Raw genomic sequence first — 14,648 nt, forward strand, 5'->3', positions numbered from 1 at the left:
GCCGGCTGACCGGTTCGGGCACGGCCCTTGATCAACCCGGCTTGCCGGCTCAACGTGCCGTTCCACGCCGGGAACCTCGGCCGAAAGGTGCATCCAACGCGCGGTGCGGTTCCCTTCGTGCCTTGGGCGGCCGTTCCTCAATCCCGGCCCTGTCCCCTCACTCGGCACCCGGGCTTTCCGAACGCTCCCGCTGACGGCGGTCGCGAAAACGGATGGATGTGTGGATGGCGGTTTCCTACCCTGGGTTCTCACCCCAACGTGAGGACTTCGCGCGCATGACGCCGCCTGCTCTGTAGACCTGACACTTCCCTGCGCATCGGTCGCCGACGACGCCGTCGGCTCTGTTCTCCATGCTCTTCGTCAGGTCTTCAGAGAGATCATGTCTTCACATCCTCATATCGTGCTGCCCTGGGCGGTGCGACGCACCCGCCTGCCCCTGCTCGCCCTCCGGTGCGTGGCCTGCCTTTCCGGCCGCGCCGCCATCGGCAACGGCAGGTTCCGCGTCAACGCCAACGGCAAACTTCTCGATGTCTGGCTCCTGGTCAACTGCGTTTCCTGTGGCCGGACCAGCAAGCTCACCGTCCACGATCGCGTCCCGGTCCGCTCACTGCCCGCTGACCTTCTCGCCGGTTACTCGGCCAACTCGCCTTCCCTCGTCGTGGATACCCTTCTCGACCCGTTGATCGCCCGCCGCAACCGGTTCGCGCTCGATTGGGACGGGTGCTGGGAACTCCACGCACCTCCCGTTCCCGAGGATCCATGGCCCCTTCAGATCACGGTCACCTTCGACGATCCCGTGCCAGTCCGTCCCGAACGGCTCATCGCTCATGGATTAAGCATCAGTCGTCATGAGATCGCGCATAGAGTCAAGATCGATATCCCGCTGAACCGCAGGACAAAACTGGACTTCTCATTCGTCCTGGTGTGGTCGGTTCAGTAGGTCCAGGTATCGGTGCGACGCTCTCCGCCAAGGCAGAAAACAGCTGTGCTGCGTTCTGCCTTGGTCAGGTCGGCGCGGATCCAGCCGACGGGCAGGGCCCGACGAGCTAGCCCGTGATCGCCGACAGGGTGGAGCCAGTGCGGGTCTTGGTGACCTTGAGCTGGGCGGGGATGCGGGAGCGTAGCTCGGCGACGTGGCTGACGATGCCCACCGCCCGGCCGCCGTCGCGCAGCCCGTCGAGGATGTCGAGCACGCCGTCGAGCGTGTCCTCGTCCAGCGTCCCGAACCCCTCGTCCACGAACAGCGTGCCGATCTCCGCCCCGCCCGCCTCCGCCGTGACGACGTCGGCGAGCCCGAGGGCCAGCGCCAGCGAGGTGATGAAGCTCTCCCCGCCCGACAGCGTCGCCGGGTCCCGCTCCACACCCGTCCACCCGTCGTACATCCGCAACCCGAGGCCGCCGCCCGAACGCGCCCTGGACCCGGCCGTCTTGGCCAGGTCGTGCCGGAGCAGGTAGCGGCCGCCGGACATGTGGCCGAGCCGCTCGTTGGCGAAGTCGACCACCTGCCTGAGCCGCTCCCCCAGGACGTACGACGACAGGCTCATGCTCCACTGGTTGTCGCTCGACGTGCCGCTGGCCAGCGCCGCCATGCGCTCCACCAGCCGGTGCCGCTCGGCGGCGGGCCGCCACCGCTCGATGCCGGCCACCAGCTCGCCGCGCAGCTCCCCCAGCCGGGCCTGCCGGCCGGTGGCCCGGTCCAGCGCGGACGCCAGCCCCGTGTACGCGCGCTCGGCCTCGTCCCGCTCCGCGCCGAGCCCGTCCAGATCCGGCGCCGGCTCGGCCGCCGCCGCGACCAGCTCCGGGTCGGCCAGGGTGCTGGTGACGGCCGCGTGCTGGGCGTCGAGCCGGCGCAGCGCCTCGGCCTTGCTCTCCCGCTCGGCGGTGCTCCTCGCGGCGGCCTCCGCGTCCGCCACGTCGGCGAACCCGGCCTCCCGCGCCGCCTGCTCGGCCGCCTCCGCCGCCTTGCCGCGCTCCCCCTCGGCCGCGGCCGCCGCCTGCGTGGCCTCCAGCGCCTCCCGCAGCAGCTCCGCCTCGTCGCTGAGCCTGGACAGCCGCGCCGTGATCGTCGCGTCGTCGCCGCGCGCCTCGTCGAGCCGCGCGCCAAGCCTCGCGGCGTCACCGCTCAACTCCTCCTGACGAGTACGGCCGGAAGCCAGCCGGGCGGTCACCCGTCGCGCCTGCTCCTGAGACCCGTCGAGCTCGCGCCGCAACCTGGCCGCCTCCTCGGCGAGCACCGGCTCCCTGGCGGCGGACGCCCTGAGCCTGCTCACCTCCTGCTCGGCAGCGGCGAGCAGGACGGCCGCCGCCCCGGGCGACATCTCCGGCACCGCCCGGCTGCGCCCGGAGCCGCCTTCCCGGAGGGCCCCACCCAGGTCAGCAGCACCGTCCTGATCGAGAACGCCCTGGGGACCGCCGGTGTCGGTATCGGCAATGGCGTCGGTGGGGGTCAAGCGGGTCAGGAGGCGGGATCGTTCGGCTTGTAGGTGGGTGGTGTGGGCTCGGTGTTCGGCGAGGGCATGGCTAAGGTGCTGGGCGCGTTCTCTGGCGTCCTCGCGCTCGTTCTCGGCGCGTACCAGCTCGGCGGCGAGCGCAGGCTCGCGGCTCGCGACGGACTGGAGGGCGGCCAGGTCCCGCTCGGCCCGCTCGACGGCGGTCGTGGCCGCGTCCGCGTCGAGGCCACCGGTGGCCTCGGTCGCGTCGGTCAGGCGCGACTCCAGGGTGGCCATGGTCAGTTCGGCCGCCTCGCGATCGGCCAGCGCGGACTCGTGGGCGAGCTCGGCGACGTGTTCGTCGTCGGCCGAGGGGGCGCTGGGCGCCGGTGCGGCCGGGTCCGGGTGATGGGTGGAGCCGCACACGGCACACGGCCGGCCGTCGGCGAGGTCGCGGGCCAGCTCGGCCGCCATACCGTCGACGCGGGCCTGGCGGAGGTCGAGCCACCGCTCCCGGAGCCCCTGGGCGCGGTCCACCCGTGCTTGGTGCGTCGCCCTGGCCGTCTCCAGCTCGTCCGCCAGGGTGTCTCGCCGGTGAGTGGCGTCGAGCACTGCCTTGGCGGCGTCGAGTGTCGCGGCGGCTGCGGGGATGTTCGCGGCTTCGGACCGTACCTCGGCCAGGCGAGCGGCCGCGTCGGCGACCCGCGCGGGCAGCTCTGCCTCGGTGGCGGCGACCTCGGCCGCACGCTGCGTCAGCCCGTCGAGCTCGGCCGCGAGCCGCGCCAGCTCGCGGTCGATGCCGATCAGGTCGGCGGCGGCCTCGCGTACGGCCTCGGCCGCCGGGATCCGGGCCGCGTCCAGGCGAGCGCGGCCGAGCTCCCGCTCGGCCTCCTCGATGAGTCCGGGGAGTACGGCCAACCGCTCGCCCACGGTCTCGTCCTCGCGGGCCAGCGCGCCGAGCTCCTCCTCGATCCTGCCCAGGTCGCGCCGGACCACCAGCAGCCGCGCCTCCTCGGTGAGCAGCTCGGACAGGCGCGCGAGCTCCACCTGCCGCCGCCGCTCCATGTCGGCCAGCCGCTCGGGGGCCACCCATCCGACGATCGACGCCTCGATACCGGCCGAGCGCCGGGACGCGGGCGTACCGAAACCGCGAGCATCGCCGTCGCCGGTCTCGGCGGTGAGGAGGGGGCGGGCGCGGGCGAGGGCGTCGGCGGCCATGGTGCGGGACTTGGCGGCGGCCTCGGCGCGCTGCCTGGCCGCCGCGAGCAGCGGGAGCACGCGGTCCGCGCGGTGGGCGTCGTCGAGCACGGCCTGGAGCTCGGCGCGTTCCTCGGCGCGCTCGTCCAGGGTGCGGCGCAGGGTGAGCGCCTCGGCGTGCCGGCGCTGCCGGTCGGCCAGCGCGGCCGCCTGCTCGAACCGCAGGCCTGCCGCTCGCCAGGCCCGCTCGGCCTCGGCGTGGCGGTCCGCCGTGCGTGCGACGACGGCCCGTGCGGCGTCCAGCAGGGCTCCGGCCCACTCGACGGGATCGTCCTCCGGCGTGGGCTGGGCAACCTCGGCCGCAGCGGGGTCGGACGGGGTCGCCTCCTGAGCGTCGAGCCAGGTCCCGGAGGTGAGCAGGTCGTCGCCCGCCGCCTCTTCGAGTCGCTGGATCGCGTAGTCCACCTGCTGCCGCAGCTCTCCCTGCTCGCGCCAGGCCTGCTTGCGGTGGTCGGCGAGCCAGGACTCCGCCTGAGTGAAGATCTTGACGGTGAACAGCCGCTCCAGCAGCTTGCGCCGCTCTCCCCCGTCGGCGCGCAGGAACCGGGCGAACTCCCCCTGCGGCAGCATGGCCACCTGGCAGAACTGGTCGGCGTTCATCCCGAGCAGCCCGCTCACCAGATCGCCGGCCTCGTCGAGGCGGGTGGTGAGGCCCTGCCAGTCGGCCCCCTGCCACTCCTGGACGATGACCTTGGAGTTTTCCTCGGTGGTGCCGGTGCCGCGCAGCTTGGGGCGCTGCCAGGCGGGCGAGCGCTGAATGCGGAACAGCCGGCCGCGGATCGTCACCTCCAGCGTGACGGAGGGGCCGGCGGCGGGCGGGGCGTGGTCGCAGCGCAGGCTGCGGGCGCTGTTGCGCTGGCCGGGGACCTGGCCGTAGAGGGCGAAGCTGATGGCGTCGAGAACGGTGGTCTTGCCCGCCCCGGTCGGTCCGTGCACGAGGAAGAGGCCCGACTCCGTCAGTGCGTCGAAGTCGACGGTCTCCGACCCGGGAAAGGAGCCGAAGGCCGTCAGCGAGAGCCGGTGCGGCCGCATCTATGCCATCGTCTCCTTGACCCGGGATGCCTCGATGGCCCGTCTTAGCAGCTCTTCCTCGTCGGATGCGGCAGGCTCGCCGCGGACTTCGCGGACGAAGTCCAGCGCGACCTCCGCCTCGGGCCGTCCGGTGTGGCGTACGTGCTGAGGGGCGGCCTGACCGCCTTCGGGGTCGAAGGAGAGGGCGAGGATGTGCGGGAAGCGGGCGCGGAGCCGGTCCATGGCGGATTTGGGGCGGATCGGGTCGGTGAGCACCACTTGGAGCCAGTGGTCTTCGAGGCCGGCGTGGCGTGGCGAGGTGAGCAGGTCCTCCAGGTGACCGCGCAGGCGGCCGACGGGACGTGGCACCGGGGCGGGCACGAACTCCACGCTCTCCACGCCCGCACCGAGGGTGACGAGCCAGGAGCCCTTCACCTGCTCTGCCTCGGAGAAGGAGTAGGCGAGCGGGGAGCCGGAGTAGCGGACGGTCTCGGACATGCGCTGGCGGCCGTGGAGGTGGCCGAGCGCGACGTAGTCGACGCCGTCGAAGGCCGTCAGCGGCACGTGGGCGACCCCGCCGACGCTGATGTCGCGCTCGCTGTCGCTGGCCTGCCCGCCGGTGACGAAGGCGTGGGCGAGTACGACCGAGTGGGGGTGGCGCGCGGCGTCGGCGCGGATGTGCCCCATGGCGTGGGACAGGGCGGCGGTGTGGCTGCGGTCGGGCAGCTCCCAGGGGCGGCGGACCAGCTCGGGCTCGAGGTAGGGGATGCCGTAGAAGGCGACGTCGTCGATGACGATCGGCTCCCAGGCGAGGGACGGATCGGTGCGCAGGTGCACCCCCGCCGCCTCGAACAGGGAGGCGCCGAAGCCCAGCCTGCGCGCGGAGTCGTGGTTGCCGCTGATCATGACGGTGCGGACCCCGGCGGCGCGCAGCCGGCCGAGCGCCTCGTTGCAGAGCGCGACGGCGTCGACCGGCGGCAGCGCGCGGTCGTAGACGTCGCCGGCCACGGCGACCACGTCGACCCGCTCGGCGCGCACCGTCTCGAGCAGGTGGTCGATGTAGGCCGCCTGCCCGTCGAGCAGGCTCTCGCGGTGGAACGACCGCCCCAGATGCCAGTCCGAGGTATGCAGGATCCGCATTCGCAGGAAGCTAACAGGTCCCACTGACAATCGCGGTCACTTCCGCCACACGCACCGGGAGTAGGCTGAAAGATCGGCGGGCAAACCAACGCACATGGGGAGGCCGATGCGGACGGGCCGTGGCACTTTGAGCGTGGCCGCCGGTCTGTTACTGGTGGCTCTCGCGTCCGTGGGCTATGTGCTGCCGCCCACGTTCGATCCTCCGCCGCTCAAGGCCGAATTAGCACTGCAGTCCCTGCCGCCGCAGCCCGTCACCGAGGTGCGGCCGGTGCTGGACGTGACGCCCATCCGTGAGGAGCCCGTCTCGATTCCCGCCGAGGGGCAGACGCTGGAGGGCACGGTGCGCTTCCCGGCGGCGGCCGGGCGCTATCCGGCGATGGTGTTCGTGTCGGGGTCGGGCAACGGCTCGCGGACCGAGTTCACCCCGCAGGCGGAGTTCCTGTCCAGGGCGGGGGTGGTGACGGTCGCGTTCGACAAGCGGACGAACGGTTACAACTTCCGCGACAGGGACTTCGGGCTGCTCGCCGACGATGCGTTGCGGATGGTGGAGTATCTGCGCTCCCGTCCCGATGTGGACCCGTTGCGGGTGGGGATCTGGGGCGTGAGCGAGGGCGGCTGGGTGGTGCCGATCGCCGCCGCCAAGAGCCCGAGCGTGGGCTTCATGGTGCTGGTCTCCTCTCCGAACGTCTCCCCGCTCCGCCAGGTGGCCTGGGCGCTGAACGAGCAACTGCTGCGGCTGCGCGCCCCCATCGGGGCACGCGATCTGCTGATCAGGGCGATGGGCGCGGTCGGCTTCGACTTTCTCCGGTACGACGCGCAGCCGGCATTGAGTCAGGTGAAGCAACCGGTTCTGGCGTTCTACGGCACGACGGATCCGTCGATCCCCTTCGTGGAGTCCACGCAGGCGCTGATGAAGGGGATGAAGGAGGCGGGCAACGACCGCTACACCATCCGCTTCATGGACAGGGGCGACCACGCCATGCGGATCCACGGTGGCGAGTTCACCGCCGGCTATCTGGAGACGCTGGCCAACTGGATCGAGGGCCTGCCGGGGACCGCGGAGCCTTCGGTGCACCTGGCGGGGGCGACTCCGGTGCAGCGGTTCGAGGCCAGTGACGTGCCGGCCGCGCCGTGGTACGCGGGCGGCACGATGCTGGGGCTGACGATCTGCCTGGCGGCCGTGGGTTACGTGGCGGGCCCGGTCGCCGCGATGGTGGTGCGGCTGCGCGGCCGCCACGCCGCGCCCGAGGTGAACGCCAGGCTGTGGCCGCTGATCAGGCGCAGGCTGCACAAGATGGTGTGGACCGGCGTGGGGCTGCTGCTGTCGGTGGTGGCGTTCATCACGCTGCTGGTGCTGTTCTCGATCAACCAGGCCGGGGCCTGGCCGGCGGTGCTGGCGGGCTGGCTGGTGGTGCGGGTGCTGGCCGTGCTGATGCTCGTCCAGGAGGTCACGGCCGTGGCGGCGGTGGTGTCGGGGCTGCGCGAGGGCATGCGGCCGAGTCGCTGGCAGCATGTGGCGATCGCCGGCGTGCTCGGCGGCACCGGGCTGTTGCTGGTGGCGGCGGCCTACTACGGGCTGTTCTCCTTCCCCTGGTGAACGTGGGCGGCCATCCACTTGTCGATCTCGGCGAACACCTGCTTGCGCACCGGCTCCGCCGACAGCACCAGGTCGTGGACGCCTCCGGCGACGCGCACGCTGGTGACGTGCGGGCCGATCGAGGCGGACCAGCGGGCGATCTGCCGGGGGTCGAGCACGATGTCGGCCGACAGCGCCTCGGGCACGAAGTCGCGCACCCGTAGCCCGGCGGCGGAGGACATGACGAGCACGGGCACGTCCACGGACAGCCCTGCGTGCAGTCGCCGCTGCGCTCTGCGGATGGCGGCCAGCCACATGGCGTGCACGGCGAACCCGGCGAGCGGCTTGAGCTCCAGGTCGTAGTCCCATTCGCCGTGGTGATCGCGGTGCAGGCTCTGGCCGTACACGGTGCTGACGCCGAGCGGCAGCGGCCTGCGGGTGTAGGAGAGCGGGGTCGTGAGCAGGTCGGCGGCCAGCCGGAGCGGGAGGGGGACGTTCAGGTCGAAGAACGGGCTGTTGAGCACCAGGCCGTGCACCAGGCCGCGACCGCGGACACGGTCGGCCCACAGGGGCGCGACGAGGCCGCCGGTGGAGTGCGCGTTGACCGTCAGCTCGTCGTGGTCCTGCCGGATGATCTGGACTGCCCGGTCGATTTCCGGGAAGTACTCCGTCACACTGCGCACCAGCCCCCTGGTCTGGTGGGGGCGCAGTGACCGGCCGTACTTGCGGAGGTCGAGGGCGTAGAAGTCGACTCCGCGGTCGAGGTAGTGGTCGGCCAGGTGGTCCTGGAAGAAGTAGTCGGTGAAGCCGTGCAGGTAGAGCACCGCCCTACGAGATCCGGCGCGCCTGGACAGCAGCGTCGCGACGACCTCACCCTCGAAGTCGGGCGGCATGGTCAGAACGGTGGTCTCGTACATGCTAGACACCATAAGGATCAACGGGCCACGGCGGCGTGCCCGGGGGCGACTCTCCGCGCATCGCAAAGGTGAAAGCGCCGAGCGGTCGCGGCCGCTTCAATGTGAAGGTGACGATCCGGCCCGCCACGCCGTCCTCCATCTCACGAACCCACGACCCGAACCTTATTCGGCTACAGAAGTTCACTCTTATATAAACGTAGATTTCGTATCTTGACAGTAGGCTGCCCCCTCGATTCGGCCTACCGAGCCGAGGAAACGGGGATGACGTGGTCAAGAGGGTGGTCCAGGGGAGGCAACGCGTGGACGCCGGGAGGCTCCTCGGGTGGCTGGTGCTGTCGGCACTGGCGCCAGGTGCGGCCCATCTGCGCGCCGGCCGGCGCAGGACCGGGCTGGTGCTGCTCGGCTGCTACGCCGTCGGGCTGCTCGGCGTCCTCGCGGTGGTGCTCGCGACCGGCGACCTCGGCGCCCTGATCGGCTCGGCGCTGGACGACACGTGGCTGACGGCGATCACCGTCGGCTCGGCGCTGCTGGGCGTCGCCTGGTTCGCGCTGATCGTGCACTCGTTCGTGGTGCTGCGGCCGGGCACACTGCGCCAGTCGGAGCAGATCGTCACCGGCACGCTCGCGGGGCTGCTCGCCGTCGGGGTACTGGCGCCGTTCGCGGTGGTCGCGCAGACCGGCTGGGCGTCGAGGCAGGCGCTCAACAGCATCTTCAAGGACTCCCAGCCGGACCCGCAGGCGCAGGGCGAGAAGCTGACCGAGCGGCGGCAGGATCCGTGGGCGGGCCGCGAACGGGTCAACATCCTGCTGCTGGGCGGCGACGCCGACGACCATCGGCCGGGTGTCCGTACCGACAGCATGAACGTGGCCAGCGTCGACGTGAAGACCGGCAACACGGTGCTGATCAGCCTGCCGCGCAACCTGGAGGAGGTGCGGTTCAGGCCGGGCACGCCGATGGCCGAGCAGTTCCCCAGCGGCTTCCGGCTGCCCACGGACCCCGGCGGCGGGCGCAGCGACCTGCTCAACAGCGTCTGGGAGTACTCCGACGCGCATCCGGAGATCTTCGGCGGCAAGCGCGAGCAGGGCGCCGAGGTGCTGATGGACACCATCGGCTACACCCTCGGGCTGGACGTCGACTGGTACGCCCTGGTCAACATGTGGGGCTTCGCCAGGCTGATCGACGCGATCGGCGGCGTCACGCTCACCGTGGAGCGGGACGTGGTGTTCGGCAAGTACAACGAGGGCCTGGTCAAGGCGGGCACGCGCAAGCTCAAGGGCGCGGACGCGATGTGGTATGCCCGCTCGCGCACCAACAGCGACGACTACATCAGGATGCGCCGCCAGCGCTGCGTGATCGGCGCGCTGCTCGACCAGGCGGACCCGGCCACGGTGCTCTCACGGTTCAACCAGGTCGCGGCGGCCACCAAGGAGCTGATCCAGACCGACATCCCGCGCGCCATGCTGAGCGATCTCGTGCCGCTGGCGTTGAAGGTGAAGGACGCGAAGGTGACGAGCATCCAGCTCGTCCCCCCGCTGATCCAGACGTACGACCCCGACTGGGCCAAGATCCGCAAGCTCACGCAGAAGGCCGTACGCGAGTCCACCGGCGCTCAGCCCGTGACCACGACCGCGGCCCCCGCTCCCGCGAAGACCTCCACCGGCGCACCCACGAGCACACCCACCGGCACACCCACCAAGAGCCCCAAGAAGGCCGACGACAGCCCCACTCAGGGCCTCACGGACGGGTGCGGTCAACTGTGACGATCCGCCCGACCGGCACGCCGCCGCCGAGCACCTCCACGGTGTCGAACGCGGCGGCCGCCGACACGTCGCAGCCCATCCGGCGCAGCACGTCGAGGGCGATGAGGGTGGTGGCGCGGGGGCTGCCGTCGATGACCTTGACGGCGACGGAGTGCCCGGAGTCGAGCGCCACGACCAGGACGCCCTCCGCGCCGCCCTTCGCCACGGCGCCCGGCAGGGCCCGCATGAGCTCGGTGTTCTGGTGGCCGGTGCCGCCCACGTACTCGGGGTGCGCGCGCATCGCGTCCGCGACCTGACGCGGGGCGCTGCCCGGCGCGGCGAGCACCAACCCCTGGACGGCCCGCGCGAGCCCGGTGAGCGACAGCCCGAACAGCGGCGCGCCACAGCCGTCCACCGCGACGTGCGCGGTCTTCTCCCCCGACAGCTCCTCGGTGGCCGCGCGCACCGCCAGCTGGAGCGGATGGCCGGGGGCGAGGTAGGAGGCGGTGTCCCAGTCGTTGGCGACGCTGGCGGCCAGCATGGCGGCGTGCTTGCCCGAGCAGTTCATCCGCTCGCGGGTGGGAGCCTCGCCGCGCCTGATCAGCTCGTCGCGGGTGGCCTCGTCCTCCGGCCACGACGCCGGGCAGGCCAGCGCGTCGAAGCCGAGCCCGTAGTCGGCCAGCAGTTCGCCGGTCAGCCGGACGTGGAAGTCCTCGCCGGTGTGGCTGCCCGCGGCGATCGCCAGCCTCGGCCCGGCCAGGGCCGCGCCGGTGGTGAGGCAGGCGAGCGCCTGGAACGGCTTGGCCGACGAGCGCGGCAGCACCGGCGCGTCCACCTGCCCGAGCGCCACCTCGGCGCGCCCGGACGGGTCCAGCCCGACGGCGCTGCCGTAGTGGACGCTCTCGGTGAAACCGGAGCGTACGACCTCGGCGAGGGCGGCGAGTTCAGGCACGGGCGAGTCTCCTCTTCGGTACGGCGATCCGCTGGCGGGCTTCGAGTGTGCGGGCCAGCTTGGACAGCGACAGGTTGACCACCAGGTAAATCAGTGCGACGACCAGGTAGGTCTGGATGAGCAGCCCGTTGAACGAGGCCAGCACCTTGCCGCTGTAGAGCAGCTCGGCGTAGCTGACAACGAAGCCGAGCGAGGTGTCCTTCAACAGGCCGACCGACTGGCTGACGATCGACGGCAGCACCCGGCGGGCCGCCTGCGGCAGCACGATCAGGCGCATCGTCATGCCCCGGGTGAGGCCGACGGCCAGCCCGGCCTCGGTCTGGCCGCGCTCGATGGACAGGATGCCGGCCCGGAAGATCTCCGCGAACGCCGCCGCGTTCGACACCGCCAGGGGCACCACCAGCTTCCAGAACAGCGGCAGGTCCAGCCCGTAACGCGGTAACCCGAACAGGACCACGTACACCAGCAGCAGCGCCGGGATGGTCCTGACCACCTCGACGTAGCCGGCGGCGGGCAGGCGCACCCAGCGCCGCTCCGACAGCCGTCCGAGGGCGAGGACCAGCCCGAAGGCCATGGCCAGGGCGGCGGAGACGACGGCGGCCAGCGCCGTGGACCACAGCCCGTCCAGCAGGTAGCGCCACATCGGCCAGGTGGCGTACGGCTGCCAGCGCTCGTAGTCGAGCTGGCCGTTGGCGGCGAACTGCCGGACGGCCAGGGCGACGAGCGCGACGGCCGCGAGCGTGCCGAGGACGGTTGCGACGCGGATGCGCCGCCGGGCCTTGGGGCCGGGCTCGTCGAACAGGACGGTGCTGCTCATCGGAGGATCACCAGCTTGCGTTCGAGCCGCCCGGTGACGAAACCGGCGCAGGCGGCGATCAGCGCGTACGCCAGGCCCGCGCCGACGAAGATCGGGATGGGCTGGGCCTCGACCAGGTTCACCCGGTTGGCGGCGGCGGTGAGGTCGACGATGCCCACCGCGGCGGCCAGCGAGGTGTTCATGGCGAGCGCGATGAACAGGTTGCCGATCGGCTGCACGACCGTGCGCAGCGCCTGGGGCAGGATGACGTGCCGCAGCGACTGGGAGAACGTCAGCCCGATCGCCCTGGCGGCCTCCCCCTGCCCTTTGGCCACCGAGTTCACCCCGGAGCGCAGCGCCTCGGCGAAATAGGCGGCCTGGTAGACGGCGATGACGACGATGGCCGTCTCCAGCAGGTCCGCCTGGATGCCGATCTCGGGCAGGCCGAAGACCGCGAGCACGAGCAGGACCAGCAGCGGCAGGTTCTGGAACGTCTCCACGTAGACCGTGCCCAGCACGCGCAGCACCCGTACCGGGCTCACCCGCAGGGCGGTGACCAGCACGGCGAGCACCGCCGCGCCCAGGAAGGACGCGGCGATGAGCTGCAACGTCACGATCAGGCCCTGCCACAGCTCGGGCAGGTGATCGAGGAGTGCGGACATCAGGACCCCGGCACGGAGCCGATCTGGGGCGGCGCCGGCGCGTCACCGGTGACGACCGTGCCGATGGAGTTCTTCCAGATCTGCTGCCAGAGGCCGGCGTCCTGGGTCTTCTTCAGCCAGGCGTTGACGAACGTCTTGAACTGCTCGTCACCGTGCTTGAGCCCGATCCCGTACGGGTCGGACGTGAAGGGCTTGGTGACGATCTCGATCGACGGGTCCTTCTGGGCGTTGGCCACGAGCAGGGTCTCGTCCTGCACGTAGGCGACGCCGCGGTCCTGCTTCAGCGCCTGCATGAGCTCCGGGTCGCTGCCGAAGGTGATGATCTCGGCCTGGGGGGCGAGCTTCTTGATCGCGGGGATGGCCGGGGTGTTGGCGCCCGCGAGCACCTTCTTGCCGTTCAGGTCCTCCGGCTTGGTGATGCCGGTGGTGCCCTTCTTCACCGCGATGGTCAGGCCCGAGGTGTAGTACGGCCCGGCGAACGCGACCTGCTCGGCCCGCTCCGGCGTGATCGTGTACGTCTGGAAGACGACGTCCACGGTGCCGTTGGCGAGCAGCGCCTCGCGGGTCTCCGACGCCGAGTTGACGATCTTGACCTTGGGTTCGCCGATGATGTACTTGGCCAGCGCCTTGCCCATGTCGGCGTCGAACCCCTCGACCTCTCCGGTGGTGGGGTTCTGCTGGGAGAGCAGGGGGGCGTCGAGCGAGCCGCCGACGATGAGCTCGCCGCGCTGCTTGATCTTCTCCATCGTGGAGCCGGGCAAGATGTCCGCCGCCGCGGCCACGGGCGCGTCGGCCAGCAGGTCACCGCTCTTCGACGCTCCGGGTACGGCGGGGCTGCTCGTCTCGCCGCAGGCCGTGAGCCCTAACGCGGCCACGGCGAGGGCAGCGACCATCCTCTTCATGTCCAACCACTTCCTTCGACCTATCTTCGTTCGATATCGAAGACAAAGCGGACCGTAGTGGCTTATTTCGGAGCAAGTCAAGCCGTTGTCGAACTTAAGCGGCTCGTGATATTCCTCTGACCATGGACCAGCGGCTGCCCGTGCAAGGGGCACAGGGCGACCTGCTGAAGCTCGTCGCCACCGGCGACGCCGCGTCACGCGCGGACCTGGCCCGGTTATCGGGCCTGGCCGCCTCCAGCGTCTCGCTGCGCGTCGAAGAACTGATCGAGGCGGGCCTGCTCGCCGAAGAGGGCTCCGGCGCCTCACGCGGCGGCAGGCGGCCACGACGGCTGCGCCTGTCGCCCACCGCCGGCGTGCTCGCCGTCGCCGATCTCGGCGCCCACCACGCCAGGCTCGCCCTGCTCGACCTGAGCGGCGAGCCGCTGGTCGTGCAGGAGCGGCCCTGCGACATCGCCAAGGGCCCGGAGGTCACGCTCGACTGGCTGATGGCCGCCTTCGACGACTTACTCGCCGAGCGGGTGCCCCCCGACGTGCCCCTGCGCGGCCTCGGCACCGGCATCCCCGGCCCGGTCGACCCGGCCACGAGCAAGGTCGTCACCCCGTCCCGGATGCCGGGCTGGAACGACTTCCCCGTCGCCGAGCACCTGGCCACCCGCTACGACCTGCCGATCCTGGTGGAGAACGACGCCAACCTGATGGCCGTCGGCGAGGCCCGCGCCTGGCCCGGCAGCGCCAACCTGATGGTGCTCAAGGCGGGCACCGGCATCGGCTGCGGCGTCATCGTGGGCGGCCGCCTGCACCGGGGACGCGGCGCGGCCGGTGACATCAGCCACGTGCGCGTACGCTCCGACGCGTCCGTGGTCTGCGCCTGCGGCCACACCGACTGCCTGGAGGTGCACGCCAGCGGCGCCGCCCTGGCCAGCGCGCTCGCCCAGGCGGGCATCGACGTCACCCGCACGGCCGACATCGTCACCCTGGTCAGCGACGCCGTCCCGGAGGCCACCAGCCTGGTGCGCGCCGCCGGCCGCCGCATCGGCGAGGTGCTCACGGCCCTGGTCAACTTCTTCAACCCGGACGTGGTGGCGATCGGCGGCAGCCTGTCGGCCGCCGAACCGCTCATCACCTCGATCCGCGCCACCGTCTACGAGCGCTGCCTGCCGCTGGCGACGCGCGACCTGGAGATCGCCCCCGCGCGGGCCGGCCGCGACGCCGCCCTGCTCGGCGCGGGCGCCCTCCTCCTGGACGCCGCCCTGGCCCCCTGACCTGG

Annotated in this window: 11 protein-coding genes; 4 read left to right on the top strand and 7 right to left on the bottom strand. The window is 71.6% G+C overall.

Annotated elements, in window-relative coordinates:
- Positions 1 to 400 precede the first annotated feature (400 nt).
- Entirely contained in the window at positions 401 to 940 is a 540-nt protein-coding gene (locus tag ACIBQX_RS08930; protein WP_397002251.1) for a DUF1062 domain-containing protein, read from the top strand.
- A 106-nt stretch (positions 941 to 1,046) separates the two neighbouring features.
- Here the strand turns inward: ACIBQX_RS08930 and ACIBQX_RS08935 are convergent, their stop codons facing one another.
- Together ACIBQX_RS08935 and ACIBQX_RS08940 are read right to left on the bottom strand one after the other, a co-directional pair.
- Positions 1,047 to 4,718: an AAA family ATPase gene (locus ACIBQX_RS08935; protein WP_397002253.1), complete on the bottom strand. Its 3,672-nt coding sequence runs from the start codon at positions 4,716 to 4,718 to the stop codon at positions 1,047 to 1,049.
- Positions 4,719 to 5,837, bottom strand: coding sequence for an exonuclease SbcCD subunit D (locus ACIBQX_RS08940; protein WP_397002255.1), 1,119 nt, complete (start codon positions 5,835 to 5,837; stop codon positions 4,719 to 4,721).
- 106 nt (positions 5,838 to 5,943) lie between these two features.
- Between ACIBQX_RS08940 and ACIBQX_RS08945 the strand changes: the two genes are divergently transcribed.
- Entirely contained in the window at positions 5,944 to 7,434 is a 1,491-nt protein-coding gene (locus tag ACIBQX_RS08945) for an alpha/beta hydrolase family protein (protein WP_397002257.1), read from the top strand.
- Here the strand turns inward: ACIBQX_RS08945 and ACIBQX_RS08950 are convergent.
- Positions 7,407 to 8,330, bottom strand: a complete 924-nt coding sequence (locus tag ACIBQX_RS08950; RefSeq protein ID WP_397002259.1) for an alpha/beta hydrolase — start codon at positions 8,328 to 8,330, stop codon at positions 7,407 to 7,409. The genes ACIBQX_RS08945 and ACIBQX_RS08950 overlap by 28 nt on opposite strands.
- A 299-nt stretch (positions 8,331 to 8,629) precedes the next feature.
- Here ACIBQX_RS08950 and ACIBQX_RS08955 point away from each other — a divergent pair, with 299 nt between their 5' ends.
- Positions 8,630 to 10,090 (top strand): LCP family protein, encoded by a 1,461-nt coding sequence (locus ACIBQX_RS08955; RefSeq protein WP_397002261.1) that lies wholly within the window; start codon positions 8,630 to 8,632, stop codon positions 10,088 to 10,090.
- On the opposite strand, the gene ACIBQX_RS08960 is transcribed toward ACIBQX_RS08955, so the two are convergent.
- From ACIBQX_RS08960 to ACIBQX_RS08975, 4 genes are read right to left on the bottom strand one after another with little or no spacing between them, the layout of a single operon-like run.
- Entirely contained in the window at positions 10,065 to 11,021 is a 957-nt protein-coding gene (locus tag ACIBQX_RS08960) for an asparaginase (protein ID WP_397002263.1), read from the bottom strand. The two genes, ACIBQX_RS08955 and ACIBQX_RS08960, sit on opposite strands and share 26 nt — an antisense overlap.
- Entirely contained in the window at positions 11,014 to 11,838 is an 825-nt protein-coding gene (locus ACIBQX_RS08965) for an amino acid ABC transporter permease (RefSeq protein WP_397002265.1), read from the bottom strand. Before ACIBQX_RS08965 ends, ACIBQX_RS08960 begins: the two co-directional genes overlap by 8 nt.
- Positions 11,835 to 12,479, bottom strand: a complete 645-nt coding sequence (locus tag ACIBQX_RS08970) for an amino acid ABC transporter permease (protein WP_397002267.1) — start codon at positions 12,477 to 12,479, stop codon at positions 11,835 to 11,837. The genes ACIBQX_RS08965 and ACIBQX_RS08970 overlap by 4 nt, the downstream gene beginning before the upstream one ends.
- Positions 12,479 to 13,381 carry a glutamate ABC transporter substrate-binding protein gene (locus ACIBQX_RS08975; protein ID WP_397002269.1) on the bottom strand — a complete coding sequence of 301 codons (903 nt, stop codon included), beginning with the start codon at positions 13,379 to 13,381 and terminating at the stop codon, positions 12,479 to 12,481. Before ACIBQX_RS08975 ends, ACIBQX_RS08970 begins: the two co-directional genes overlap by 1 nt.
- A 122-nt stretch (positions 13,382 to 13,503) precedes the next feature.
- Between ACIBQX_RS08975 and ACIBQX_RS08980 the strand changes: the two genes are divergently transcribed.
- Positions 13,504 to 14,643, top strand: a complete 1,140-nt coding sequence (locus ACIBQX_RS08980) for an ROK family transcriptional regulator (RefSeq protein WP_397002271.1) — start codon at positions 13,504 to 13,506, stop codon at positions 14,641 to 14,643.
- Positions 14,644 to 14,648: the final 5 nt, after the last annotated feature.

The organism is Nonomuraea sp. NPDC049714, from assembly GCF_044465295.1.
In the GTDB taxonomy this organism is placed as follows: domain Bacteria; phylum Actinomycetota; class Actinomycetes; order Streptosporangiales; family Streptosporangiaceae; genus Nonomuraea.